This is a genomic window from Psychrobacter glaciei (genome assembly GCF_014652895.1).
In the GTDB taxonomy this organism is placed as follows: Bacteria; Pseudomonadota; Gammaproteobacteria; order Pseudomonadales; family Moraxellaceae; genus Psychrobacter; species Psychrobacter glaciei.
In genome coordinates, this window is record NZ_BMZR01000001.1 from 825,020 (window position 1) to 848,408 (window position 23,389).

Consider the following 23,389-nt stretch of genomic DNA (forward strand, 5'->3'; position numbering starts at 1 on the left):
TGATTATGACTTTTGATTCTTTATTCAGCAGATTCTATCATCGCTTCATGATGATTTTGCATGTCTGCTTCGCTGGTCATACTGTCCATATCGTGCATGCTATGATTCATGGTGTCATCCATAGGGGGTGTCATGTCATGATTCATTTGGCTCATATCATGATGGGCATTGGTATCTGCATCAGTCGTCGTCGCAGAATGGCTGCCATGATTCATCGATCCATCCATGGGCATGTCCATCATTTGTGAATCATTCATTTGCATATGATCGCCATGCATATTGGACATATCATGCCCACCATGCATATTTGCCATGACTAAGGGCACGACAATGACGGCCATACCTGACACTACCATCAGTGCGCCATTCATCTGGCGTAGACGAAAGCGTCCAATCTTGTCGCGTAGCCAGCCAACGGTTTCGTGTGTCGCAACCAGCATTGGTACTGTGCCCAGACCAAAGACGAACATCAATGCTGCACCGCTTAATGGGTCATGGGCAACCACTGCAATCAGTAGAGCGCCGTAAACCAAACCGCAAGGCAAAAATCCCCACAACAGACCAGCGGCTAATGCTCGTGGAAAGGTGTTTAAAGGAAACACTTTTTGACGCAGTGGACTGAGATACTGCCAAAAACGCATACCATAGCGCTCAAGTTTGGTCAAAAATGGCGCGCCAAGCATGGTCACACCAACAAAAACCAGCACAAGACCCAATAAGATACGCGGCATATTATTGCCTCGCATCAATGGCTCTAATACTGTCGTACCAATCAGACCTGCGACTAAACCCAATAGCGCGTAGCTGCTAAGACGCCCTAAATGATAAGTGGCCACAAGAGCGCGGCGTTTGGCGGGGCTAACGTCTTTCATCGATAGACCAAACGCTGTCACCAGACCCCCGCACATACCCAAGCAATGCGGTGAACCAAAAAATCCCATTAGTAATGCCGCAACGAGTAAAGCTGTGGTCATGGGGTACTTCTCCTAAAAATGGCGAAAGGTGAGCCTACTTTTATAGTTGGTCACTGAAAAAAAACGAACAGCAAGGCGTGCAAAGGCAAAATGTTTTTAAAGCTATGTTTTGGGTGTGCTATCAATATCAGCAGGCGCAATCGCCGTGATATCAGTATGAGCTGATTGGTCATTGACAGCATCATCCACTGGGATGGTACTGTCAATTTGCGTACTTGGTGCTGACGGCTCGTGAGCCTGCATGGTTTGTCGACGTTCTTGACGATCATCTAATATAATGCGTTGTGAAGCATTGTCTAAGTCTTCAAATTGGTTTGATTTGACCGCATAACGCACTGCCCAGATGGCGACCACAAACAGCATTAAACTTAGTGGAATTAATAAAAATATACTGAGCATGGCAAACCTCTTGAATAGCAGTTTCTGACATTATAATACACTTGTCATCAGTGTAATGGATGACTTGTAGAGGTAAAAGTGATGTAGCGAATCATTGGAAAATATAAGTCACGGCAATCAACCATGGCATGAACCAATTATTGACGTTATTGCACAGGCGTTTTTGCGGCATTACCTCTGGGTGTCAATAGCTGTTCGGACGTCACGTCATTCGCATGGCGACAGTCTATCTGCGGACGTATCACATCTCGCAAGTAGGCCGCGATTTCGTAAACGGCACGCCGTGAGTGACTCAGGTTTTGTGCTGGTTTCATCCAGTCACGCCTGACGGGTAATGGTGCCTCGATGGGCGTGCTATTGATACCATTTAGAGCAAATTGTCTGCGGGCACGTGCCATATGGTAGCCATCAGTAATGAGATAAACATGATGTAGCGGAATGCGCTTAGCCGTAAAGCGGGCATTTTCGCACGTATTCATACTGGCGTTTTCGCTTATCAGACCATCAATGCCATGCTCGATGAGCCATTGACCGAGCCAAGGTGCTTCGGCACCACTGAGAACAATAGGCAAGGGTAAATCATGATAAGCAGTGGCAGCGGTACGAGCACGATTGAGACTGTAATTATTGAGGATAATTTGGTTGTCGTGATCGTTGGTTAGACCACCACCCAAAACCACATAAGCGGTAGGTGGAGAACTCTTTGCGACCGATGGCATGCTGGGCAATGGCAAAAGCATAAATACATAAACGACCGCTTGCGAAAATAGCGGAGTGAATAGGCTAATGAGCACTAAAATGACAGAGGTTGAGCCGAGCAAAAAGGTGACGTTAATGATGCGAAACAGCTTCACCATACGTTCGGCTGATCGCAAATAGTATCGCCATAATCGCTTAGATAATAGCCGCTTAGACCACATGCTCATCATACCCAATGGAGCCGTCTGCATTTATCCAAACAGGCTCACGCGATAGCTGAATGGCAAATTTTTCATATACGGTAGCAGCGATATAGCGCTGAGCTGTCGCCACATCATCTTGGGTGGCTCGATAAGGGGTGTGATTGGTCAGCACCAGTGCTTGCTGCTGATGGGTGACAATAGGGGCGATACCGCCACCTTTTAAACCAGCCTGTTCAATCAACCAACCAGCAGCAACCTTTACCATTGCCTCGGGCATAGGGTAGCCAACGATAGCAGGATAAGTCTGTTGTAGGGCAGTAAACTGTGCTTGAGGAATAATAGGATTCTGAAAAAAACTGCCACAATTAGGCAGCTGCTTAGGATCAGGGAGTTTTTGCTGACGAATATCGATGATCGCTTGCATGACGTCGGCGGGAGTGGGTTGCTCACGATGTTGCTGTTCAGCATAGCGCTGCGCTACTGTCTGTACATCGCCATAATTAGCTAGGATTCTGCTGGTATCGGTATGCAGTCTAAAGCCAACGCGGCTGATCAACCATGTATTAGGCGTGCGCTTAAAAATACTATCGCGATAGCCAAACTGGCAGTCTGTCAGCGATAGACGATGCCACGTTTGAGTTGGTAAATGATAAGCACGGACGTATTGTAAACAGTCCTCTAGTTGGACACCGTAAGCGCCGATGTTTTGTACTGGTGCAGCACCCGTTAGACCAGGTATCAGTGCCAGATTTTCTAATCCATACCAGCCTTGCTCAACGGTATGAACCACTAAATCATGCCAGTTCTCACCCGCCATCACTTCAATATCAACATAATCGTCAGTTTGAGTAGTCAGATGAATACCACGCATCTGTGGCTGCAATACCACCGCATTTAACTCTGCTGGCAATAACACGTTGCTACCGCCAGATAAGACGAATAACGATGGCTTATGCCCAGAATTATTGGCATAGCTTGTCATAAAAACGTCTAGCTGCGCCTCATCTGTCAAGGTCACGACAGCGTCAGCGACACAGGCCAACGCCATGGTATTACCATGCGACAAATCGACCGACTGCGCACTGAATAAGTCAATCGGTAACTCAGTTGATACAAGGTGTTGGTCGCGGGATTCAAGATGCACAGCTGAGGTCATAACATAGCCTATGGGGCAAATAAACAAAAAATGATGCGGTGTTTATTATAAAGGATACAGTCTATAAAAGTAGCATAAATATAGACGGTATCGCTAGCAAGTCTTCCAACTTTCGATCCAAGCCTGTGCGCTTGACTCAATCCGTTCAATCACTTCTTCAAAGGCATCACTATCGCCTTTATAAGGGTCTGGCACGTCATCGCCGCCATAAGTAGGATCTTCTTCACTGAATAACGCCAACTTTGCTAAATTGTCATCTGTATCCGATAGACTGTCTTTAATGGCTTGTAGGTCGGCTAAATTTTGCGTGTCCATTGCCAGTATTAACTCAAAATTACGAAAGTCATCAGCACTTACTTGGCGGGCAACCAGTTTGTTGATTTTGTAACCGTATGCTTTTGCATGGCGCTGTGCACGCTCATCTGGCGCATGACCAATATGCCAGTCGCCAGTGCCTGCTGAATCTACCTTGATCGATAAGCCTGCAATCGCCGCTTGCTGACGAAAAACTTCCTCAGCAGTTGGTGACCGGCAAATATTCCCTAAACAAACCAATAATACGGACGATGGGGTACAAGTTTTCATCAGCATAATATGACCTTTTCTTACAACAAAAAAAACATGCCATAAAAAACCGGCATTGATGATGCGGTTTATGAGCATGCTATCTAGTAGATAAATAAGTAATCAGCGTAACGCTTAATACCTTGAATGGCAAGGGTAGAAGCTAAACAATAGGGTCACGCAAATGATTATCTCTAAAAGCTGCTCAGCTTTTAGAGATAGAATGATTTATTAACGTTAGTATAGTCGGTTCAATTTGAAAGTGGTACAAGGCAACCGAATGCAGAGGTATAGGTATAGGTCATACTTCAAGCAGGGTTAACGCTGTCACACTTTTATAGTGGATTTGACTATAGCTGTCAGTCTTGCTTGTTCTTAAAGCGTTGTATGTCGCGGCGCTCTTTCTTATTGGGTTTGTTATCAGGGCGGGCAAGGTTGGCAAGTTTGCGCTGCTCAGCATAATAAGCACGACGCTCTTCGCTCTCTTCAGTCTCTGAATACAATACTTGCGCGGCAATTGCATTACCACGTTGCGCTGTTAGCGATTCGACAATGACGGTTTTTTCAGTCATTGCAGTGGCTGAGCCTTGGCGAATACTCAATTCATCTCCAACGGCAATCTCTTTGCTGGTCTTTACACGACTACCTGCATAATGTACCCGTCCGCTCTCGATGGCTTCTTTGGCAAGGGTACGGGTGCGATAAAAACGCGCTGACCATAACCATTTATCAAGACGCATACGCACAGCATCAGGTTGGCTATGGCTGGGTTGATTGTGGTTTTTATTGTGTTTACTCATCAAAACCTCATAGATATCAATAAAGTAAGATAATAATGGTGCTTTTTTTGCCAATTGAAAGAGCAGAAAGCTATTAAAATATGTAAAAGTAGATTTTCATCGCCAATAGTGCTGAGCATGGAAGCTTCGACTTAGCTATTGAAGGAACATGCATAGCAGTCGCTCAATTTATGCTTTATATAAAATCATTTACACCATTGTTTCTCACAAGGTATGCCATCATGGTTGCCATCCATTTTTGTGTTGGGACAGTGGTTGGAGAAGTAAGTCGCTTCTGCACAGGATGTCATCTGGGAACAATGTTTTCTACCGTCACACGAAAAGCTTGCTACTGCTGTTTGTGGCGCTAATACTGGATTTACCACTGAAACTGATGATGAAGTTGCCTCTAAATCGACATAGGTTGGTGGTATATCATCGAAGTCAGTAGATGTGAAAGCACCATTAGCAGAGCGGTCAGCCATAACTTCAGGGGTAGGAGTGTTCATGGCGTCTTTAGGTTGAAGTATCCTATAACCCACAAGTGCTAAAACGAGCAATATAACGGTTATTAATATCTTCTTAATCATCGTTCAGTACCTGTTTATAACCGCTACATTGTTTGATAACCGCTACATTATAATCACTATAAGTTAATGATTTCTACAAACGAACAACCTCTACGAATTCATTAATGGCCGTTTTCTAATTCATTAAAAAACGGCCATGCTAGAGAATGGCTTATCGCTATTCTGTTTATTTCAAAAACAGTTGATAGCCGATATTGTCGGTAATAGTCGTACAGTCATAGCCGATATCAAGTAGGGCGTCTTGTAATAAACGTGAATTACTTTCAGAGGCTTGTAGACCAACCAACACACGGCCTTCAGCAGCACCATGATTGCGGTAATGGAACAAGGTAATATTAAAATCATCGCCCAGCTTTTCTAAGAAAGTAAGCAACGCCCCGGGACGTTCAGGAAAGGCAATCTTTAACAGCTGCTCATTTTCGACATGTGCGTGACCACCAATCAAATGACGGATATGTGATTTGGCGATATCATCATCGGTTAGGTCATGCGCGGTATAACCATCGTCTGCCAACTGATTGCTGATGGTTTTGCGCTCTTTATCCCCTTCTTTTAGGGCGATGCCGACGAATATCGCCGCAGGTTCCATCGAGTCTGGGGATTTTTTGCTATCGGCACGGTAGTTAAATTCAGTGATATTACGTCCATGTAGGCTACGGCAGAAGTTTAAGAACGCCCCAGTTTGCTCAGGAATCGTTACGGCAAAAATGGCTTCTTTTTTCTCACCAATTTCAGTACGCTCAGCGATATAACGCAGGCGATCAAAATTCATATTGGCGCCGCAAATGATACCGACGCAGTTTTTACCTTGTAGATTATGAGCTTCAATGTATTTTTTCATACCAGCAACAGACAGTGCACCGGCGGGTTCAACGATGCTACGGTTTTCTTCAAAAATGTCTTTGACGGCAGCACAGACTTCATCATTACTACAAGTAACGACCTCAGGTTCGACCACAGGACCCGAGTTATCGCTTTTTTGAGTACGTACTACCTCAAAAGGCAACTCGCCAATTTGGGCAACGGCCACACCATCGACGAAGAGTCCTACTTGCTCAAGTTTCACGCGTTCATTCGCTTCGAGTGCCGCCTTTAAGCAGGCTGATTGTTCCGCTTCTACGGCGATGACTTTGACATGCGGCGCCACTTCTCCTAAGAATGCGGCGACACCTGAGATGAGACCACCACCGCCAACTGCGACGAAGACGTAATCCATATTACGCCATTGTTGGGTCAGCTCAAGTCCAATGGTGCCTTGTCCGGCGATGACCAGCTCATCATCGTAAGGTGGAATAAAGGTTAGGCCCTCACGCTCAGCACGATCAATCGCATAGCGGTTGGCTTGGTCAAAGCTATCACCATGTAAGTCGACATTCCCGCCAAGCGCTCTCACCGCATCCACTTTGATATCGGGTGTGGTGGTCGGCATGACAATGATGTTGTTAAGCGATAATTTGCGTGCAGAGTAGGCAACCCCTTGTGCATGGTTGCCCGCTGAAGCACAAATGACGCCGCGCGCTTTTTGCTCATCGCTCAATTGGCTGATGCGGTTATAAGCACCGCGCAATTTAAAGGATTTGACCGGTTGTAAATCTTCGCGTTTAAAACGAATATCATTAGCAAAACGTTGGGTCAGCTTGGGTGCCGCTTCTAGTGGCGTTTGAATAGCAACGTCATAAACGGTGGCTTGCAAGATGGCTCGTACCCAGTGTGACAGCATAATGATTCCTAAAAAAGTGAATATAAAAACGAAATAGATTAGCCTATGCTGATTTTAACTATCTTGCAAGACACAATTGCAGTTTTTGCATGATTTAAAATTTTGATGAAAGATGAGGTTGGTTGTCTATAAATATTTTATTAAAAAACATTGAATTATTTCCATATGTCTATATTATTGGACATATGGAAATAACTAATGCTATCGCAAGCTTTGCTGCGCTCTCTCAAGATACTCGTCTTAAGGCTTTTAGGTTGCTTGTTAGTCAAGAGCCTGAAGGTCTGCCTGCGGGTGAAATAGCCCGTCAATTGTCAGTGCCACATAACACCATGTCAGCGCATCTATCGGTGCTGGCACGAGCGGGGTGGGTGGTCTCTCAACGGCACAGCCGGCAGATAATCTATCGCGCCTCGCTGTCGCATATGGAAGCCGTTGTGCAGTTCCTATTGCAAGATTGTTGTGCAGGACATCCAGAATTATGCGCATCACTTATGAGCAGTTTAAACGGATGTGAAAGTGATATATCTGACAATAAAGATAGGCCCTAATACTAAGCCAAACCCATTTAATAAATTACATCGATAAAATAGGTGAAATTGCTATGACATCCTTAATTTTTCATAATCCAAAATGCGGTACTTCTCGTAATACGTTAGCCATCATGAAGGCATCTGGTGAGCATCCAGAAGTCGTGGAATACCTAAAAACTCCACCAGCCCGTGAATACTTAGTAGAGCTGTTGGCAAAGATGAACATCTCCCCAAGAGAGTTATTACGAAGTAAGGAAGCCATTAATGATGAATTGGGATTAGATAATCCTGAGCTATCTGATGATCAGATTATCGATGCCATGATTGCGCATCCTATTTTAATCAACCGTCCTATTGTGCTCACCAATAAGGGCGCAGCGCTATGCCGACCTTCAGAGCGAGTGTTTGAATTATTAGAGAATCCAGTCAGTAGCTTTACTAAAGAAGATGGAGAGGTTCTACATCATGGTTAAGGTTAATACAGGGCAACCTGACGTAGATGACTTGTCTAATCTAAGTGACTTATATAATCTAAGTGACTTGCCCAATATTGATTCACTCAATATACAACCTATTGATATTGAGTCTTTGATTGCGCCAAACGACCCACGACATCCACCCAAGATACTGGTGCTATATGGTTCGTTACGTGAGCGCTCTTTTTCTAGACTGGCGGCCGAAGAGGCTAGCCGTCTACTGCGTTGGTATGGCTGCGAGGTGCGGATTTTTAATCCATCGGGTTTGCCGTTGCCTGATGATGCTGATAGCAATCACTCTAAAGTACAAGAATTACGCGAGCTGGCGCAGTGGTCAGAAGGCATGCTGTGGGTCAGTCCAGAGCGTCATGGCAGCATTACCAGTATTATGAAAGCACAAATCGATTGGATTCCGTTATCACTGGGTGGCGTACGTCCGACCCAAGGTAAGACCTTAGCCGTGATGCAAGTCAGCGGTGGCAGCCAAAGCTTTAATACGGTCAATCAATTGCGTATTCTCGGGCGTTGGATGCGGATGATTACTATCCCGAATCAATCATCTATTCCTAAAGCCTTTTTAGAATTTAATGATGATAATCGTATGGATAAGTCGCCCTTATACCTGCGTCTTGTGGATGTCTGCGAAGAGTTGGTGAAGTTCACTTGGCTCACGCGTGGGCGTTCAGCCTATCTGACTGATCGCTATTCAGAACGAGTTGAAAACGCTGAAGCAGTGTCGCAACGTGTCAATCAAAAATCGATCTAATCTCTTATATAGTCAAAACACCCTAAAAACGCTACGGCACTACTGATATCAATTTTTCTTGCTTGCTGTGCCTGCACAGACAGAGGCTATAAAAAATTGATATCAGCAGTGCATGATGTATCGATATTGCTTTTCACTGACTATACAATTAATACGCTGTAAATAAGGTTGCTCCATGCTCGCACTCATTATTTTTATCGTGACTTTGGCTTTGGTGATATGGCAGCCTAAAGGATTGGGCATTGGTTGGAGCGCAATGGGCGGTGCATTGGTCGCCTTGGCTTTCGGTGTGGTGCAGCTATCAGATGTCGGTGTGGTATGGGACATCGTTTGGGATGCGACTTTTACCTTTGTGGCGCTTATTATTATCTCGCTTATCTTAGATAAAGCAGGATTTTTTGGTTGGGCGGCTCTACATGTGGCCAGACTGGGCAATGGGCAAGGGCGGTTGTTGTTTCCCATGATTGTGATATTGGGTGCGTTCATTTCAGCCTTCTTTGCCAATGACGGGGCGGCATTGCTACTGACCCCGATTGTCATTGCTATTCTGCTACGTCTTAAGTTCTCACCGCCATCCGCTTTGGCTTTTATCATTGCGACTGGCTTCATTGCTGATACTGCCAGCCTGCCTTTAATTACGTCTAATTTGGTCAATATCGTCAGCGCCAATTATTTTGATATTGGCTTTGGACGTTATGCGGCGGTCATGGTGCCGGTAAATATTGTCTCTGTCATCGCGACATTAGCGGTGTTATGGGTGGTATATGCACGTCAAATCCCAAAACACTATGTCATTGCCAATCTTAGCGCGCCAATGTCTGCTATCGAAGATCCGTTAGTTTTTAGAGCGGCTTTTCCGCTATTGGCATTATTACTGGTTGCTTATTTTGCAACGGAGTCCTTGGGATTGCCTATTTCACTCGTCACCGGAGTCGCCGCGCTACTACTGATGGCAATCGCAGGTCGCTGGTGGCAAGGTGGTCGAGGCGCCGTCATTTCTGTGTCTGACATTGTACGTAAAGCGCCTTGGCAGATCGTGTTGTTTTCAATCGGTATGTATTTGGTGGTTTATGGTTTGGGTAATGCAGGGTTAACCGCTTACGGTGCTCACGTTTTAACTTGGTTAGGGAAGCAAGGCAATCTGATAGCAACATTAGGGACTGGGTTTCTTTCCGCTATTGTGGCTTCAGTCATGAACAATATGCCATCTACTCTCGTAGGCGCATTAGCGATTGATAGCGCGCAAGTACCTGCCTCTACTCGTGAGTTGATGATTTATGCCAATGTGATTGGCAATGATTTGGGTCCAAAATTTACGCCTATTGGAAGTCTGGCAACCTTATTGTGGCTGCATGTATTGGCAGAGAAAGACTATAAAATAAGCTGGGGGCAGTATATGAAAATCGGGCTAATTATTACACCGCCAGTATTATTAGCCACGCTGCTAGCCTTGGTTTTTTGGTTGCCACATTTATCTCGATTGTAAAAGATTGACGTGATATCTTGCTATCAGAACCGGCTATACGCTGACATCCATTAAAGTCATCGGTTATAATAGCCGCGCATTTTACCTCTTTTGCCATTTACTTTTTTAAAACGATACGTTTATTTTACCAAGGATTTATGATGAGTGATCAGCAAGCACAGAAGCAAGCCGCCGCCAAAGCAGCGCTAAGCTATATCGAAGACGGTATGATACTTGGGGTAGGCACAGGCAGTACGGTCAACTGTTTGATTGAGCTCTTGCCGCAGTTAAAGCTTGCTGGCGCGGTTGCCAGCTCACAAGTGACTGAAGATAAGCTTCGTGCACTTGGCATTGAAATAGTAGATTTGAACTTTGCTGGTACGCTAGATGTTTATATTGATGGTGCTGATGAAGTCAATGAACACTTGCAATTGATCAAAGGTGGCGGCGGGGCACTCACGCGTGAAAAAATCGTCGCGGCGGCATCTAATAAATTTATATGTATGGTCGATGAGAGTAAGAGTGTCGAAATACTAGGCCGCGCGTTCCCAGTACCGATCGAAGTATTACCACAAGCACGCTCGTATGTGGCGCGGCAGCTAGCTCGTCTGGGCGGCGATCCTGTTTACCGTGATGATTTTGTCACTGATTATGGCAATGTGATTTTAGATACGTATGACTTAGATGTGAGCAATCCAATAGCGCTTGAGAAAGAGTTGAATAATATCGTTGGTGTGGTCTGTAATGGTATCTTTGCCGCCAACCAAGCCGATGTGTTGTTAAAAGCGGGTAGTAATGGGGTAATCACACTTACTCGTTAAAATTTCTTGATCATAATGTACCGAATTTATAGCAAAAAACAAAAAGGCAAATCACTGTAGATGTGATGTGCCTTTTTTATATTTACTCGTTGATAAATAGCTTATCGCTATATTTCTTAGATTTTGATCTTATCTTTTAGCAAAAATTCCATCAATGCTTTTTGGGCATGTAAGCGGTTTTCGGCTTCGTCCCAAACGACAGAGCGTGGGTCGTTAAGCATGTCATGGGAGATTTCCTCGCCACGATGGGCTGGCAAGCAGTGCATAAACACCACTTCAGGATCAGCTTTGTCTAATAGAGAAGGTGTTACTTGATAAGGCGCGAAACGACGCGCGCGCGTGTTTTGCTCTGACTCTTGCCCCATACTTGCCCACACGTCGGTGACGATTAAATTGGCGTCTTTTGCCGCATCTTGCACGTTTTCTACTAGACTGACGCAATGTGAGAAGCGCTCCATGAGCTTTGGATCAGGCTCAAATCCATAAGGCGCAGCCACACGTAATTCAAAACCAAACTGATTGGCAGCTTGCATAAATGATGAGCACATATTGTTGCCATCACCGACCCATGTCACGATTTTGTTTTCGATACTACCGCGATGCTCATAGTAGGTCTGCATATCTGCCAGTAATTGGCAAGGATGGTAGTCGTCGGTCAACGCATTGATAATAGGCACACTTGAGTATTCAGCAAAGGTTTCAACTTTTTCGTGTCCAAAGGTACGAATCATGATGATATCAACCATGCTAGAAATCACGCGGGCTGAGTCTTCTAATGGCTCACCGCGACCGAGCTGCGTGTCGTTCGGTGATAAAAATATGGCATTGCCACCAAATTGACCCATGCCTGTCTCGAACGAGATACGGGTACGAGTCGATGACTTTTCAAATATCATGCCAAGCGTACGACCCACAAAAGGCTGATAGATCTCGCCTGCGTGTTGCATCTTACGCAATTCGCTTGCACGTTTGATTAGGTTTTCTAGTTCTTGTTTGGTTAAATCAGATAAGGTCAAAAAATGGCGCAAACTCATAGTAATCCTAGCAGTCGATCGCAGTCAGTGAAACGTCATCAGTGTTCAATAGCATCGCGTCAGTGCGTATACTGGGTTGACAACAAACTTTTAGTATAGCGTATTTACTTTCAATGTAAACGGGCAATTTTATCAAGATTCAATGGCTCACCAAATACGTTAAACAGAGTAGTTAACCGTTAAATCCTGATAGGTTTCGATGACTACGCCAGTACACGGTTTGGACGTATGCTGAGGCGGCACAGTAGCTCGTAGCTAATCGTGCCCGCATGTCCTGCGACTTCATCGACGCGCGGCGCATCGCCCCAAAGAACCACCTTACTATCCAAAGCAAGGCTCTCAGGCGCGTTACTGATATCAATGACAATCATATCCATGGCCACACGCCCAATCACAGGGCAGCGGTAGTGTTGGGTGCTATCGGCATCGATGACCGTGACATAAGCGTCGCCTGTGACCACACGCGGATAGCCATCTCCATAGCCTACACTCACTAATGCCGTTCTAGTGTCTTGCTTGGCTTGCCAGCGACTACCATAACCGATAGCATCATTGGCACTGACAGTCTGTAGCGCAATGATTTGAGCACTAAAATCCATCGCTGCTTGCAAGTTTAATTCCTGTGCGCTTTGGTCAGTAACAGGGGAGCTACCATATAAGATGATGCCTGGACGTACCCAATCATAATGGTGCTCTGGAAAATTAACGATACCAGCAGAATTGCATAATGAGCCTTTGATATCTGGGCTAATAGTACTTTGTAAAGTCGATAATACGTCTGAGAAACGCTGAATTTGCATCGCATTTAATGGGTGGTCATGGTCATCAGCATTGGCAAAATGCGTGGCTAGTATCAGCTGATAGCCTGCTTCATGTAAACGCTGGGCTGCTGATAATACGCCTTCAGCATTGAAACCCAAACGGTTCATACCCGTATTGTATTTAAGCCAAGCCACTCTAGTTGCACTGCCAGTTGGCGGAATGTTTTGCAGGGCCCATTCTAGCTGTGGTCCGTGGTGAATCACGCAGCTAATCTCATGATCAATCGCTTGTTGCCATTCATCGGCGGTAAACGCACCTTCTACCAATCCTATGGTCTTATTCCACCCCAATTTTCTGGCTTCTAGCGCTTCAGTTAAGGTGGCGACACCGATGCCATCTGCTTGCTGTAATGCTGGCAAGACTGCCGCAACGCCATGTCCGTAAGCGTTTGATTTGACCATAGCCAACACTTTAGACTGCGGTGCTCGTTGTTTTACTTGATTGAGGTTATGGGTAATGGCTTTTGGTTTTATAGTAATGGTGCGCATAATCGCCTTCTTTATGAGTAGAATTATGAAGTTATAAAGCCAGTACGGCATCAATTGGCTAATGCAGCACTGGCTATTTTCTAAAAAATTATTTGTTAATTGATGATCAAACCTCTACGTCTTTATCAAACTTAAACTTTATAAGATTGGTTATTCATCATTTTCAAAGCTGGCGTTTTGATAGTACTCGGGCGTTAAGTTGATAAAGCGGGTAAATTGACCTTCAAAGCCTAACCGTAGCGTACCAATAGGGCCGTTACGTTGTTTACCGATGATAATTTCAGCCACACCTTTGTGGTCTGAGTTTTCATTATAGACCTCATCACGATAGATAAACATAATCAAATCGGCATCCTGCTCAATCGCACCCGATTCACGCAAATCCGACATGATAGGACGTTTGTTAGGGCGGTTCTCTAGACTGCGGTTAAGCTGCGATAACGCAATGACGGGACATTCAAGCTCACGTGCCAGTGCTTTTAAACTACGAGAAATCTCAGAAATCTCGCCCACACGGTTGCCATCGAGATTGGGTACTTTCATCAATTGTAGGTAATCGACCACGATAGCACCAAGCTTGCCATCATGGTTTTTGGCGATACGGCGACAGCGTGAGCGCATCTCAGATGGTGGCAGGGCAGTACTGTCATCGATATACAAGTGTTTTGATTGGAGGTGTTGAATGGCGTTCATCATTTTTGCCCATTCATCTTCATTCATTTGACCAGAACGCAAGTGCGTCTGATTGATTGCACCCCACGATGACAGCAGACGCATGACGATAGACTCTGCGGGCATCTCCATCGAAAACACCACAACCGGTAAATCTTCGTTAAATAAAATCCCTTCTGCCAGGTTCATGGCAAAGGTTGTTTTACCCATAGAGGGACGTGCAGCGACAATGATCAAATCGCCTGCTTGCAGCCCCTGCGTTTTATTGTTCAACTCAGCGAATGGCGTCTGCAACCCAATCATGCCGTCGGGATTGGATTTAAGCTCTTGAATTTTATCGATGACATTGGTCAGCACAGAGGTGATGCCTACAGGGCCACGTTGTTCGGCACGTTTATTGTGCTGCTCATTGATACTAAATATTTTGCCCTCGACACTGTCCAAAATATCACTAACACTTTGGCTTTTAGGATTATAGGCAAGCGCTAGCATCTCATTGCCAGTAGTGATCAGTTGGCGTAGAGTAGATAGCTCACGTACACGCTGAGCGTAAGCTGTGAGGTTAAATAAAGTGGCGGGACTTTGGCTCAGAATATCTGCTAAGTAACTGTCACCACCTGCACCTTTGAGTAACTTCTGCGCTTCTAGCCAGTCGTGTACCATGACCGTATCATAAGGTTCATTGACGGCTGCTAAATGGGCAATGGCATCAAAAATATATTGATGTCGTCCAGCGTAGAAGTCATCTTTTGTGACGATATCCGCAATTTTATCGTACGCCTCTTCGATACTCATCAAAGACGCAAGCAAAGCCTTTTCAATATCGATATTGTGCGGCGGGGTTTGATTGAGTAAGTCGTCGGTTTTTTCAGTATCTGCCATGAGTGCCTAATGAGTTAAAAATCGGTATAAGAATGTGGGTTGGTCATGTAGCAAAACAAGTCAGGCATACTCTATGGTAAAAATGCCAGAATATAAGAAGTTCTAAAACGCAAAAAGTAGTAAAAGGCGGTCTTGCGCTTGCTTGTAAATGCTACAATCAGAGGCGAAAGTTTAACACATTATGTGCTTTTTTTAGACGAGATAAATAACTAAATGCGTAGTTATAGAAATTCCTAGACTGTGAAATAGAATATAACGTCCAGATACAGAAGATGGTAGGTTTAATTATAAATACAATAAAATCAATTACTTAATTTAAAATAAGGTCATTGTTATGACGAATAAAAGACTGCCGCTGCTTATTACCACAGGTGAGCCTGCTGGCATTGGTATGGACGTCGTACTGCTATTAGCGGCTGAAGGTAAGTTGCAAGATTTTGAACGTCCCATTTGGGTTACGGCAGATAGCACCGCTATGCAAAAGCGCGCAGATACACTTGTAATGGCAGGCGTACTCGAAAGCTGTCCAGCTTGGCAAACGATGGATGCAAATATAGAAACTGATGATTTTTTAAGTCAATTATCACAGCAAACTTTGAACAGCGATAGTGCTTTTATTCTGCTGAATACGCCTTGTGCTGTGCCAGTCGTTCATGGACAAATTAATATCAGTAATTCAGCGATGGTTGCCACGCAATTAGCAGTTGCCCATCAGTTGGCAACCAAAAAAGCAGTCGCTGCTATCGTCACAGGACCATTGCAAAAATCTGCCTTGATAGATGCTGGTATAAAATTGCTCGATGGCACGATGTTTAGCGGTCATACCGAGTTTTTTATGCAGCAAAGTGGCTGTGAGAAAGTCGTCATGATGCTTGCTAATCAAGCCATGAAAGTGGCGCTCGTCACCACGCATCTGGCACTAAAAGATATTCCTGCCGCCATCACTGCTGACAATGTCCGCCAAACAGTACAAATCGTCATCGATGATATGCGAGAGAAGTTTGGCTTAATGCAGCCACGCATTTTGGTTTGTGGTCTTAATCCTCATGCAGGCGAGGGTGGGCATTTGGGCATCGAGGAAATTGAGATTATCAATCCGGTATTACAAGCGTTTATTGATGCAGGCGTCAATATATCAACGGCGATGCCAGCAGATACTTTGTTTACGCCTAGACATTTAGCAAACTGTGATGCAGTGATTGCTATGTATCATGACCAAGGGTTGCCGGTGCTAAAATCGCATGGCTTTGGTGATACGGTCAACCTAACTTTGGGATTGCCTTACATTCGTACCTCGGTCGATCATGGTACGGCGCTTGATTTAGCGGGACGTGGAGGTGCAAGTGCCACTAGCTTATACCAAGCATTATTGATGGCAAATGAGATGGCGGATAAATCGCTTATTAATAGACCTCTTGTATAAAACTGGTGCCTTAGCGAGAATTGTCACGCAGTATTGGGTCACTTTAGTGCCAGCAATGCCTATCTGTCTATGCATCATCAAAAACACTCTAATATAAGTGGTTCCATTATAGCGGTCTATTTTAAGTGGTCTGTTAATAGGTTTAAAGGGTGAAATGACTGGTTCCCTTGGGGTATACCCTAACAGGACTAGCTGTTTTCTGGACAGGTACGATAAAGAGGAAGTGAGTGTATGATGAATATATTTCATATGCATTCGGAAGGCGAAAAATGCCTTATGTTTTATCTGAGATTGATGTGCCACTGCAAACTATCTTGAGCTGGAAAAAACGATGATTCAAACCGTTATCCATTATTTTCTACATTTCGGTATGCCGTTGATTATCGCCTATACATTTTTTCGTAATGACTATAAACGCGTATATTTGATCTTGTTAGCAACTATGCTAGTGGATCTAGATCACCTACTAGCCACACCTATTTTCTCGCCCAATCGATGCAGTATTAACTTTCATCCACTCCATACTTATTATGCGATGGCAGTATATGCAGCTATGTTGTTTTTACCTAAGCCGTATAAAATAATTGGTTTGGGATTATTACTGCATATTCTCACTGATTTGAACGACTGCGTAATGACCTATCTGAATTGCCCACAGTGTTTGAATGACGCTCCTGCTCGTGAGTTGGTGGAATGGTTAGTCAGAGCTACAAGCACTTGATGCAGCTATAAGAATATCGTCTAGTATTTATCCTACCAATCAACTCTCTCATAACTTCTAGTAGCAGCATCTATGCCCTTGCTATCCAATTTTAAATAAACCTAGCAGCAGACCTAATGTGTTCTACCACTAGAATTTATTTAGAGTGTTGCTACACATTTGATAAAACAATTCAGTTTCTAAGTAGGCAACAGTAAGATCGCACTAACCACTACTGTTTTCACATCGTTTTAATACTGCTGTAATCGCCACGGGTACGCAGAATAACTTCAACATCTGAATCGCCACGATTGCGCCAAAACCAGCCGTGATTGCCTGTAAATGCGGCTTCTAAAACCCCTTCATCAGCGGCAACGCCGCGACCTTTCTCATAACTAATAGCCTTGCCTAATGCATCGCCATGAGTATCAAAGTTGACCTCACCGCCTGTCACGACCCAAGAGTATTCAGTCTTGGCACCTGAATCCATTTTCATTTTAATCTCTATTCCTTCCCCTGGCGTCAAGGTAAAGGGAGTTTCATCGCGCCATTCACCACTTGCGATGGCAGTATCAGCGGGTGTGGCACTCATTGCTTGCTCAGTCACACCATCTATATTTGGTGTTTCAGACGTCATTGTGTCAGTTGCTAGTAAACCCGCTGCATCGGCGGCAGCTTCATCTGCCAATTGCTGCTTAACTTGTCCCATTTCTGTCAATTGAAGAACACTACCAATCCCAGTTGGATCAATACCATACTCAGCGGGAAGAACCACCGTAAATAAGAGAACGACTGCTGCGATGCCAGCTAAAATAGTAGATTTGACGAGCTGCTTTGAAGTGGGAAGTTCAGCTTGTAAAGGAGTATCACTGTTATACATATTAAAAACCCTTGAATTAAGAAGACATTAAATAGCCAGTGAGCTGCATGCCCACTAAAATAAATCCTGCGCTCATCATAGCCACGTTGGCGGTATAGGCGTTACGGATGAAACTTAGCGTACGACGCCAATAGCTCATGCCAATTAATATGATGGCTAGAGCCAGTAGCTGCCCAATCTCCACACCGACGTTAAAGGCGAGTAAGTTAGGGAGTAGACCGTCAGGCGACATCTCATATTCAAGGAGCTTAGTAGATAACCCAAAGCCGTGGAAAAGACCAAAGACAAGCACCGCTATTTTAGTATTTGGCTGAAACCCAAACCATCTCTGGAAGGCACCAATATTGTCTAACGCTTTGTAAACGACAGAGAGACCAATAATCGCATCGATCAGGTAACTATTCATACCGATGTTGAAGTACACGCCTAAAATCATCGTGGCGGAGTGACCTAATGCAAATAGGCTCACATAGACACCAATATGCTTCATACGGTAAAGAAAGAAGATGACCCCGAAGAGAAACAGGATATGGTCATATCCCGTAATCATGTGCTTAGCGCCTAAGTACATGAAGGGCAGAATATTGACTCCTGAAATCTCCTGAATATACCCTTTATCCCCTGCGGTTACCGCATGAGCAAGCGCTTCATTGCTACCAGTAACAAGACAAATAAGCAGTATTGAGAGTACTAACAGACGGGTCTGCCAAGTCGCCCATGGCGATCTTGGAAGCCTATTGTAGACATGGCTATACATTAAGAATCCTATAGTGTAAGAGTGATGAATACGTGTATGTGCTTTTTAGAAATATGTGCTTTTTAGAAAAAACTCTAAAATTATGAAAATTTTAAATGCAAATCGAATACTTAAGGAGTAAGATACTATCCCCTAGGGGGGGATAATGTCAACCATAAAATCTCAAGTCTTGTGAGGTATAATGGCGCTCTCTAGAGAAAGGACACTGTCATTATGAAAAAACCACACGTACACGCATCTCATCCAGCCGTAATCACACGCCTCAAAAAAGCGAATGGTCATTTAAGCAGCACGATAGAGATGTTGGTTGAGGGTCGAACCTGTCTTGATATAGCGCAGCAACTGCAAGCGGTAGAAAATGCCATTCATCAAGCTAAAAAAGTGTTAATTCAAGACCATTTAGATCATTGCCTTGAAGACTTATTAGGGGCTGTTGACAAAGATCAGCAGGACTCTATAGAGGAGTTCAAGGAAATAACTCGTTACTTATAAGATCAACCGACTGATTTAAAGAGACACTCCATGCTTAGTATCTTTGCAAACCGAACTTATCGCCATTTATTTGCCGCGCAAGTGATTGCCCTGATTGGTACTGGTCTAGCTACGGTGGCGCTAGGCCTTTTGGCATTTGATTTGGCAGGCAATAATGCTGGGGTCGTCATGGGAACGGCATTGGCCATCAAAATGATTGCCTATGTTGGCGTGGCACCCATTGCAGCGGCCTTTGCCGAACGGTTGCCTAAACGCACGCTGCTAGTGACACTAGATGTGATACGAGCCGGTGTCGCCCTGCTTTTACCATTTGTTTCCCAAATCTGGGAGGTTTATGTGTTGATCTTTGTATTGCAAGCCGCCTCAGCAGCTTTCACGCCTACTTTTCAGGCCACTATTCCTGATGTTCTGCCTAATGAAGCGGATTACACCAAAGCTTTGTCGCTCTCACGCCTTGCTTACGATATGGAAAGTCTAGTCAGTCCCATGTTAGCGGCAGCATTGCTGACAGTAATGAGCTTTCACAATCTATTTACGGGAACAGTACTGGGATTTTTAGCGTCTGCCATATTGGTCGTATCGGTCACGCTACCAGCGCATGCAATGCCCGCGCGCCGTAGCATTTATGATAGAACCACGCGCGGCATTCGTATCTATTTAGCGACCCCTCGACTGCGCGGATTACTCGCTGTTAATGTTGCCGTTTCTGCCGCTGCGTCTATGGTCTTTGTAAATACCGTGGTGATTATCCAAGGTGGTATGGGACTCACTCAGAGTGCAGTCGCATTAGCATTGGCGAGCTTTGGCGCAGGTTCTATGATTGCGGCACTGGCTTTGCCAAGTTTATTGGGTAAGCTGACAGATCGCAGCGTCATGTTAAGCGGTGTAGGGTTGCTTGTGGTGGGTATGTTCGCTGGTACCTTGATGATGGGACAAAACTCGCTTATGGCCTTATGGTTCGTGCTAGGTTTGGGTTATTCTGCTGCTCTGACACCTGCTGGACGCTTGCTATGGCGATCCTCACATCAGGAAGATCGTCCTGCATTGTTTGCTGCTCAGTTTGCTTTGTCTCACGTCAGTTGGTTAGTGTTCTATCCATTAGCGGGTTGGTTAGGTGCGCGCTACAGTATGACCGTAGCTTTTGCGGTATTAGGCGGTGCTGCTGCACTAGCGGTATGGGCGGCTTTTAGAGTATGGCCGTCTATTGATTTAAAAGAGATTGAGCACGAACATGCCAATCTACCAGAAGGTCATGTTCATGCTACAGGATCTCCTACACCTAACGGCTTACGCCATACCCATCCTTTCATAGTTGATGACTATCATCCGCGTTGGCCAAGCTCTGGTTCTTGATATAGATCCTGTACATGGGGGTTCGCTATTTTATAATAAAAAGTACACTGCTATGTACACTGAGCTACTATAAATGACTTTGACTACTGATATAAATAGCCTACAGCCTAGTGTTCAAGTCCTCACTAGGAAACCATGCTTATTTCTATATCGTCATAGAGGTGAAATAACATGACAACATTTAATATGAATAAACCAGAAATAGAGCAAGCTGCTATTGAGTTTAAAACGGCGCTGATAAATTGGAAATCAAGAGAAGGTATTATAGGGGCTTTCTCTACATATCGTGATCAATAGACAGACGAAGATGTGAGTAAAGCTGTAAGTAAGGAAACACAAGTTATTAAACCAGTATTAGAAGCCTTCGAGCCTGTATACCGTCTAGCTATACAGGGTAAAATAGAGAAACCTTTTTCCTTTCAAAGTTATATGATGACTTATGTTGGTAGAGTACTGGGCGATGAGTTGTCATGGCCTGAAGTTCGCGAGCCGTATCAGAGAATGATTAATAGTTTGAAAGGTGGGTTAACTACAGAAGAGCTCATAGACAGTATTTACTACAGAAATAATTTATTACCAGAGCATTATGATCAAGCGGTTAAGGAAATTGTAGCAGAGGGTTGGACTCATAATTACCCACAATAATTACTAAGAATGTTTTTCAATAAAAACCGCGAGACCATCCCAGCTTAATCTAAAGATTAAGCTGACCTTTCACATTAATAACTTTTATCTTATTCCCATAACGGGTGTTATGACAAATGACGTTGGGTAGAAAAATTCACTGTATCTGTTTCGATAAAGTATGGGTAGCTTATCGATAAAACGTCTCAAAAACACAGCCTAATTATGAGCTGTGGTATAATTTGTCATTATAATACCAGCATATTGCTGCCATAGCCCATTTCTCTTTTATACATTAAGACTCTTTTATGTCCAAAACTTCGTTTGATGCCCAAACCATTTCCAATAGCCTACGGGCTGCCAAACACCAACCGCGTAAACGCTTTGGTCAAAATTTCTTACATGACCGCAGTGTTATCCGTGAGATTGTTGAGAGCATTCGCTTAGAGCGCGATGACAATTTAATCGAGATTGGCCCAGGTATGGGTGCGCTGACTGAGCCGTTATTGGCAGAAGTGGATGCGATGACGGTCGTAGAGTTGGATCGTGATTTGGCGGATAGCCTGCGTATTCGTATCGGTGCCAATAGCCATCCGAATTTTGAAATTATCAAAGACAATGCTATGCATGTCGATTATCGTGAGTTGTATAGCGAGGAGCGCGGTAAGCTACGCGTGGTGGGTAACTTGCCATATAATATTTCTACGCCGATACTTTTTCATTTGCTCAGTTATGCCGATGTGATTCAAGACATGCACTTTATGTTGCAAAAAGAAGTCGTCGAGCGTATTACTGCTGACGTTGGCAGCAAGACGTATGGTCGCTTGTCGGTCATTATGCAATACCACTGTGATACGGATTATTTATTAACTGTGCCACGTGGCGCATTCAATCCGCCACCAAAAGTCACCAGCGCTGTCTTTCGCCTGACACCGCACATTAATAAACCGGTTGTGGCAGAAGACGAAGAGTATTTCGCGATTGTGGTACGCGAAACCTTCAATCATCGTCGCAAGACCTTACGGGCTATTTTTAAAAAATCAACCTTGTTGCCGACGTTGAGCGAGGATGACTTTGCCGCTTGTGGTATCGATCCACAAGCACGCCCTGAAGTCTTGAGTGTGAAAGATTTTGTCAATTTGAGTAATCAGGCAGGCAAAGTAGCAGATTAATTCATCATCCAAAAATAGTTATCTAGATATGAATAAAAGTCATCACATAAAAGATAGAGGATTTATGAGTTTTCGCCACCAGTACGTCATCGGTGATCTGCAAGGTTGTTATGCGGCGTATCTTCATCTACTCGAAACATTGGATTTTGACCCTACTCAAGATAAGTTGTGGTTTGCAGGTGACTTGGTGGCACGCGGCGAAGACTCACTGAATACGTTGCGTCATGTAAAGGCGCTCTGTGAGCAAGGCGCTGCGGCTACCGTATTGGGTAATCATGATATTAACCTGATCGCTGTTTGGCGCGGTGCCGCTAAAATTAAGAAAAAAGACAAGACCGCACCAATTTTTGCTGCCGATGATTGTGATGAGCTATTACATTGGTTACGTCAGCAGCCGATACTGGCTTATCCTGATGCCAATACCGTACTGGTACATGCTGGCATCCCGCCACATTGGACTATTGAAGCAGCAGCGGACTATGCCCAGCAGTTAGAGGCGCAATTACGAGGCAGCTTAAAGCAGCTTGATCGGTTGTTGCCACACTTATATAGCAAGACGGCCGATGATTGGCATACAGGTATCAACGGCTTTACCAAAATGCGCGCGATTGCCAATTACTTTACCCGTATGCGCTTATGCAAGCAGGATGGTACGCTCGAATTTAGCTTTACGGCAAGCTTAGATGATTCGATGCCAAAGGATTTTTTGCCGTGGTTTGAGTGGCAAGTACCGCGCACGCGTAAGATATTATTTGGTCACTGGGCCGCGTTAAAAGGTGAGGTCGATCTGCCACATGCGCGCGCTTTGGATGGCGGCTGTGTCTGGGGTAATTATTTATTGGCCTATCGATTGGGCGACGAAGAAGTAATAACGTCAAGTGCTCATTGTCATCCGTTATAACTATGGCAGCTCATTAACTGGGGCGTGTCATCAAAACCACCAAAACT

Annotated in this window: 25 protein-coding genes and 1 pseudogene; 13 read left to right on the forward strand and 13 right to left on the reverse strand. The window is 44.5% G+C overall.

Annotated features, from left to right (window positions below; all coding sequences use genetic code 11):
- Positions 1 to 20: 20 nt before the first annotated feature.
- The 8 genes and pseudogenes from IE130_RS03440 to ilvA form a co-directional block, all read right to left on the reverse strand.
- A complete protein-coding gene (locus tag IE130_RS03440) occupies positions 21 to 974 on the reverse strand; it encodes a sulfite exporter TauE/SafE family protein (protein WP_189581691.1) in 954 nt (317 codons plus the stop codon).
- 102 nt (positions 975 to 1,076) lie between these two features.
- Complete coding sequence (gene ccoS / locus IE130_RS03445; protein ID WP_189581694.1) at positions 1,077 to 1,373, reverse strand: cbb3-type cytochrome oxidase assembly protein CcoS; 297 nt, start codon at positions 1,371 to 1,373, stop codon at positions 1,077 to 1,079.
- 146 nt (positions 1,374 to 1,519) lie between these two features.
- A complete protein-coding gene (locus IE130_RS03450) occupies positions 1,520 to 2,248 on the reverse strand; it encodes a YdcF family protein (protein WP_227676114.1) in 729 nt (242 codons plus the stop codon).
- Positions 2,249 to 2,282: 34 nt separating this feature from the next.
- Positions 2,283 to 3,431, reverse strand: a complete 1,149-nt coding sequence (gene murB / locus IE130_RS03455; protein WP_227676115.1) for a UDP-N-acetylmuramate dehydrogenase — start codon at positions 3,429 to 3,431, stop codon at positions 2,283 to 2,285.
- Between the two features lie 93 nt (positions 3,432 to 3,524).
- On the reverse strand, positions 3,525 to 4,022 hold the full coding sequence (locus tag IE130_RS03460; protein ID WP_189581700.1) for a low molecular weight protein-tyrosine-phosphatase: 498 nt from the start codon (positions 4,020 to 4,022) through the stop codon (positions 3,525 to 3,527).
- A gap of 332 nt (positions 4,023 to 4,354) precedes the next feature.
- Positions 4,355 to 4,795 carry an RNA-binding S4 domain-containing protein gene (locus IE130_RS03465; RefSeq protein WP_189581703.1) on the reverse strand — a complete coding sequence of 147 codons (441 nt, stop codon included), beginning with the start codon at positions 4,793 to 4,795 and terminating at the stop codon, positions 4,355 to 4,357.
- A gap of 185 nt (positions 4,796 to 4,980) precedes the next feature.
- Positions 4,981 to 5,121, reverse strand: a pseudogene (locus IE130_RS14305) (excalibur calcium-binding domain-containing protein); the annotation flags it as partial.
- Positions 5,122 to 5,530: 409 nt separating this feature from the next.
- Positions 5,531 to 7,084 carry a threonine ammonia-lyase, biosynthetic gene (gene ilvA, locus IE130_RS03475; RefSeq protein WP_010198415.1) on the reverse strand — a complete coding sequence of 518 codons (1,554 nt, stop codon included), beginning with the start codon at positions 7,082 to 7,084 and terminating at the stop codon, positions 5,531 to 5,533.
- Between the two features lie 185 nt (positions 7,085 to 7,269).
- Between ilvA and IE130_RS03480 the strand changes: the two genes are divergently transcribed.
- The 5 genes from IE130_RS03480 to rpiA all read left to right on the forward strand — a co-directional run bounded on the left by IE130_RS03480 (position 7,270) and on the right by rpiA (position 11,142).
- Positions 7,270 to 7,632, forward strand: coding sequence for an ArsR/SmtB family transcription factor (locus IE130_RS03480; protein ID WP_189581705.1), 363 nt, complete (start codon positions 7,270 to 7,272; stop codon positions 7,630 to 7,632).
- A gap of 53 nt (positions 7,633 to 7,685) precedes the next feature.
- Positions 7,686 to 8,087, forward strand: a complete 402-nt coding sequence (gene arsC / locus IE130_RS03485; protein WP_010198418.1) for an arsenate reductase (glutaredoxin) — start codon at positions 7,686 to 7,688, stop codon at positions 8,085 to 8,087.
- Positions 8,080 to 8,856: an arsenical resistance protein ArsH gene (arsH, locus tag IE130_RS03490; RefSeq protein ID WP_189581724.1), complete on the forward strand. Its 777-nt coding sequence runs from the start codon at positions 8,080 to 8,082 to the stop codon at positions 8,854 to 8,856. Before arsC ends, arsH begins: the two co-directional genes overlap by 8 nt.
- A 175-nt stretch (positions 8,857 to 9,031) precedes the next feature.
- Positions 9,032 to 10,342 (forward strand): arsenic transporter, encoded by a 1,311-nt coding sequence (locus IE130_RS03495; protein ID WP_189581727.1) that lies wholly within the window; start codon positions 9,032 to 9,034, stop codon positions 10,340 to 10,342.
- Positions 10,343 to 10,482: 140 nt separating this feature from the next.
- On the forward strand, positions 10,483 to 11,142 hold the full coding sequence (gene rpiA, locus IE130_RS03500) for a ribose-5-phosphate isomerase RpiA (protein ID WP_189581730.1): 660 nt from the start codon (positions 10,483 to 10,485) through the stop codon (positions 11,140 to 11,142).
- Between the two features lie 116 nt (positions 11,143 to 11,258).
- On the opposite strand, the gene argF is transcribed toward rpiA, so the two are convergent.
- The 3 genes from argF to dnaB form a co-directional block, all read right to left on the reverse strand.
- Positions 11,259 to 12,176, reverse strand: a complete 918-nt coding sequence (gene argF, locus IE130_RS03505; protein WP_010198425.1) for an ornithine carbamoyltransferase — start codon at positions 12,174 to 12,176, stop codon at positions 11,259 to 11,261.
- A 203-nt stretch (positions 12,177 to 12,379) separates the two neighbouring features.
- Positions 12,380 to 13,486 (reverse strand): alanine racemase, encoded by a 1,107-nt coding sequence (gene alr / locus IE130_RS03510; protein WP_189581733.1) that lies wholly within the window; start codon positions 13,484 to 13,486, stop codon positions 12,380 to 12,382.
- Between the two features lie 150 nt (positions 13,487 to 13,636).
- Complete coding sequence (gene dnaB, locus IE130_RS03515; protein ID WP_010198448.1) at positions 13,637 to 15,040, reverse strand: replicative DNA helicase; 1,404 nt, start codon at positions 15,038 to 15,040, stop codon at positions 13,637 to 13,639.
- A gap of 334 nt (positions 15,041 to 15,374) precedes the next feature.
- On the opposite strand from dnaB, the gene pdxA reads away from it, so the two are divergent.
- Both pdxA and IE130_RS14140 read left to right on the forward strand, forming a co-directional pair.
- Positions 15,375 to 16,463, forward strand: a complete 1,089-nt coding sequence (gene pdxA, locus IE130_RS03520) for a 4-hydroxythreonine-4-phosphate dehydrogenase PdxA (RefSeq protein ID WP_189581735.1) — start codon at positions 15,375 to 15,377, stop codon at positions 16,461 to 16,463.
- Positions 16,464 to 16,794: 331 nt separating this feature from the next.
- Complete coding sequence (locus IE130_RS14140; RefSeq protein ID WP_227669830.1) at positions 16,795 to 17,184, forward strand: DUF6122 family protein; 390 nt, start codon at positions 16,795 to 16,797, stop codon at positions 17,182 to 17,184.
- 220 nt (positions 17,185 to 17,404) lie between these two features.
- On the opposite strand, the gene IE130_RS03525 is transcribed toward IE130_RS14140, so the two are convergent.
- Both IE130_RS03525 and IE130_RS03530 read right to left on the reverse strand, forming a co-directional pair.
- Positions 17,405 to 18,043 (reverse strand): transmembrane anchor protein, encoded by a 639-nt coding sequence (locus IE130_RS03525; protein ID WP_189581738.1) that lies wholly within the window; start codon positions 18,041 to 18,043, stop codon positions 17,405 to 17,407.
- A gap of 16 nt (positions 18,044 to 18,059) precedes the next feature.
- Positions 18,060 to 18,800, reverse strand: coding sequence for a HupE/UreJ family protein (locus tag IE130_RS03530; protein ID WP_189581741.1), 741 nt, complete (start codon positions 18,798 to 18,800; stop codon positions 18,060 to 18,062).
- A 213-nt stretch (positions 18,801 to 19,013) separates the two neighbouring features.
- Here IE130_RS03530 and IE130_RS03535 point away from each other — a divergent pair, with 213 nt between their 5' ends.
- From IE130_RS03535 to IE130_RS03555, 6 genes are all read left to right on the forward strand, one after another.
- Positions 19,014 to 19,292 carry a metal-sensing transcriptional repressor gene (locus tag IE130_RS03535; protein WP_189581756.1) on the forward strand — a complete coding sequence of 93 codons (279 nt, stop codon included), beginning with the start codon at positions 19,014 to 19,016 and terminating at the stop codon, positions 19,290 to 19,292.
- A gap of 30 nt (positions 19,293 to 19,322) precedes the next feature.
- Positions 19,323 to 20,645 carry an MFS transporter gene (locus IE130_RS03540; protein ID WP_189581759.1) on the forward strand — a complete coding sequence of 441 codons (1,323 nt, stop codon included), beginning with the start codon at positions 19,323 to 19,325 and terminating at the stop codon, positions 20,643 to 20,645.
- Between the two features lie 171 nt (positions 20,646 to 20,816).
- A complete protein-coding gene (locus IE130_RS14310; RefSeq protein WP_264997158.1) occupies positions 20,817 to 20,942 on the forward strand; it encodes a hypothetical protein in 126 nt (41 codons plus the stop codon).
- A 12-nt stretch (positions 20,943 to 20,954) separates the two neighbouring features.
- Positions 20,955 to 21,290 (forward strand): hypothetical protein, encoded by a 336-nt coding sequence (locus tag IE130_RS03545; RefSeq protein WP_227669829.1) that lies wholly within the window; start codon positions 20,955 to 20,957, stop codon positions 21,288 to 21,290.
- Positions 21,291 to 21,577: 287 nt separating this feature from the next.
- Complete coding sequence (gene rsmA, locus IE130_RS03550) at positions 21,578 to 22,441, forward strand: 16S rRNA (adenine(1518)-N(6)/adenine(1519)-N(6))-dimethyltransferase RsmA (RefSeq protein WP_189581762.1); 864 nt, start codon at positions 21,578 to 21,580, stop codon at positions 22,439 to 22,441.
- A gap of 64 nt (positions 22,442 to 22,505) precedes the next feature.
- Complete coding sequence (locus tag IE130_RS03555) at positions 22,506 to 23,342, forward strand: symmetrical bis(5'-nucleosyl)-tetraphosphatase (protein ID WP_189581765.1); 837 nt, start codon at positions 22,506 to 22,508, stop codon at positions 23,340 to 23,342.
- Positions 23,343 to 23,389 lie beyond the last annotated feature (47 nt).

What these genes read in the sequence shown, in the direction of transcription:
- alr (WP_189581733.1), bottom strand. Translation starts at nt 13,486, where the DNA reads ATGCGCACCATTACTATAAAACCAAAAGCCATTACCCATAACCTCAAT.
- murB (WP_227676115.1), bottom strand. Translation starts at nt 3,431, where the DNA reads ATGACCTCAGCTGTGCATCTTGAATCCCGCGACCAACACCTTGTATCA.
- IE130_RS03465 (WP_189581703.1), bottom strand. Translation starts at nt 4,795, where the DNA reads ATGAGTAAACACAATAAAAACCACAATCAACCCAGCCATAGCCAACCT.
- IE130_RS03535 (WP_189581756.1), top strand. Translation starts at nt 19,014, where the DNA reads ATGAAAAAACCACACGTACACGCATCTCATCCAGCCGTAATCACACGC.
- IE130_RS03530 (WP_189581741.1), bottom strand. Translation starts at nt 18,800, where the DNA reads ATGTATAGCCATGTCTACAATAGGCTTCCAAGATCGCCATGGGCGACT.
- ilvA (WP_010198415.1), bottom strand. Translation starts at nt 7,084, where the DNA reads ATGCTGTCACACTGGGTACGAGCCATCTTGCAAGCCACCGTTTATGAC.
- IE130_RS03495 (WP_189581727.1), top strand. Translation starts at nt 9,032, where the DNA reads ATGCTCGCACTCATTATTTTTATCGTGACTTTGGCTTTGGTGATATGG.
- IE130_RS03525 (WP_189581738.1), bottom strand. Translation starts at nt 18,043, where the DNA reads ATGTATAACAGTGATACTCCTTTACAAGCTGAACTTCCCACTTCAAAG.
- rpiA (WP_189581730.1), top strand. Translation starts at nt 10,483, where the DNA reads ATGAGTGATCAGCAAGCACAGAAGCAAGCCGCCGCCAAAGCAGCGCTA.
- IE130_RS03540 (WP_189581759.1), top strand. Translation starts at nt 19,323, where the DNA reads ATGCTTAGTATCTTTGCAAACCGAACTTATCGCCATTTATTTGCCGCG.
- arsC (WP_010198418.1), top strand. Translation starts at nt 7,686, where the DNA reads ATGACATCCTTAATTTTTCATAATCCAAAATGCGGTACTTCTCGTAAT.
- ccoS (WP_189581694.1), bottom strand. Translation starts at nt 1,373, where the DNA reads ATGCTCAGTATATTTTTATTAATTCCACTAAGTTTAATGCTGTTTGTG.
- IE130_RS03555 (WP_189581765.1), top strand. Translation starts at nt 22,506, where the DNA reads ATGAGTTTTCGCCACCAGTACGTCATCGGTGATCTGCAAGGTTGTTAT.
- IE130_RS03480 (WP_189581705.1), top strand. Translation starts at nt 7,270, where the DNA reads ATGGAAATAACTAATGCTATCGCAAGCTTTGCTGCGCTCTCTCAAGAT.
- rsmA (WP_189581762.1), top strand. Translation starts at nt 21,578, where the DNA reads ATGTCCAAAACTTCGTTTGATGCCCAAACCATTTCCAATAGCCTACGG.
- IE130_RS03460 (WP_189581700.1), bottom strand. Translation starts at nt 4,022, where the DNA reads ATGCTGATGAAAACTTGTACCCCATCGTCCGTATTATTGGTTTGTTTA.
- pdxA (WP_189581735.1), top strand. Translation starts at nt 15,375, where the DNA reads ATGACGAATAAAAGACTGCCGCTGCTTATTACCACAGGTGAGCCTGCT.
- argF (WP_010198425.1), bottom strand. Translation starts at nt 12,176, where the DNA reads ATGAGTTTGCGCCATTTTTTGACCTTATCTGATTTAACCAAACAAGAA.
- dnaB (WP_010198448.1), bottom strand. Translation starts at nt 15,040, where the DNA reads ATGGCAGATACTGAAAAAACCGACGACTTACTCAATCAAACCCCGCCG.
- IE130_RS03440 (WP_189581691.1), bottom strand. Translation starts at nt 974, where the DNA reads ATGACCACAGCTTTACTCGTTGCGGCATTACTAATGGGATTTTTTGGT.
- IE130_RS14310 (WP_264997158.1), top strand. Translation starts at nt 20,817, where the DNA reads ATGACAACATTTAATATGAATAAACCAGAAATAGAGCAAGCTGCTATT.
- IE130_RS14140 (WP_227669830.1), top strand. Translation starts at nt 16,795, where the DNA reads ATGATTCAAACCGTTATCCATTATTTTCTACATTTCGGTATGCCGTTG.
- arsH (WP_189581724.1), top strand. Translation starts at nt 8,080, where the DNA reads ATGGTTAAGGTTAATACAGGGCAACCTGACGTAGATGACTTGTCTAAT.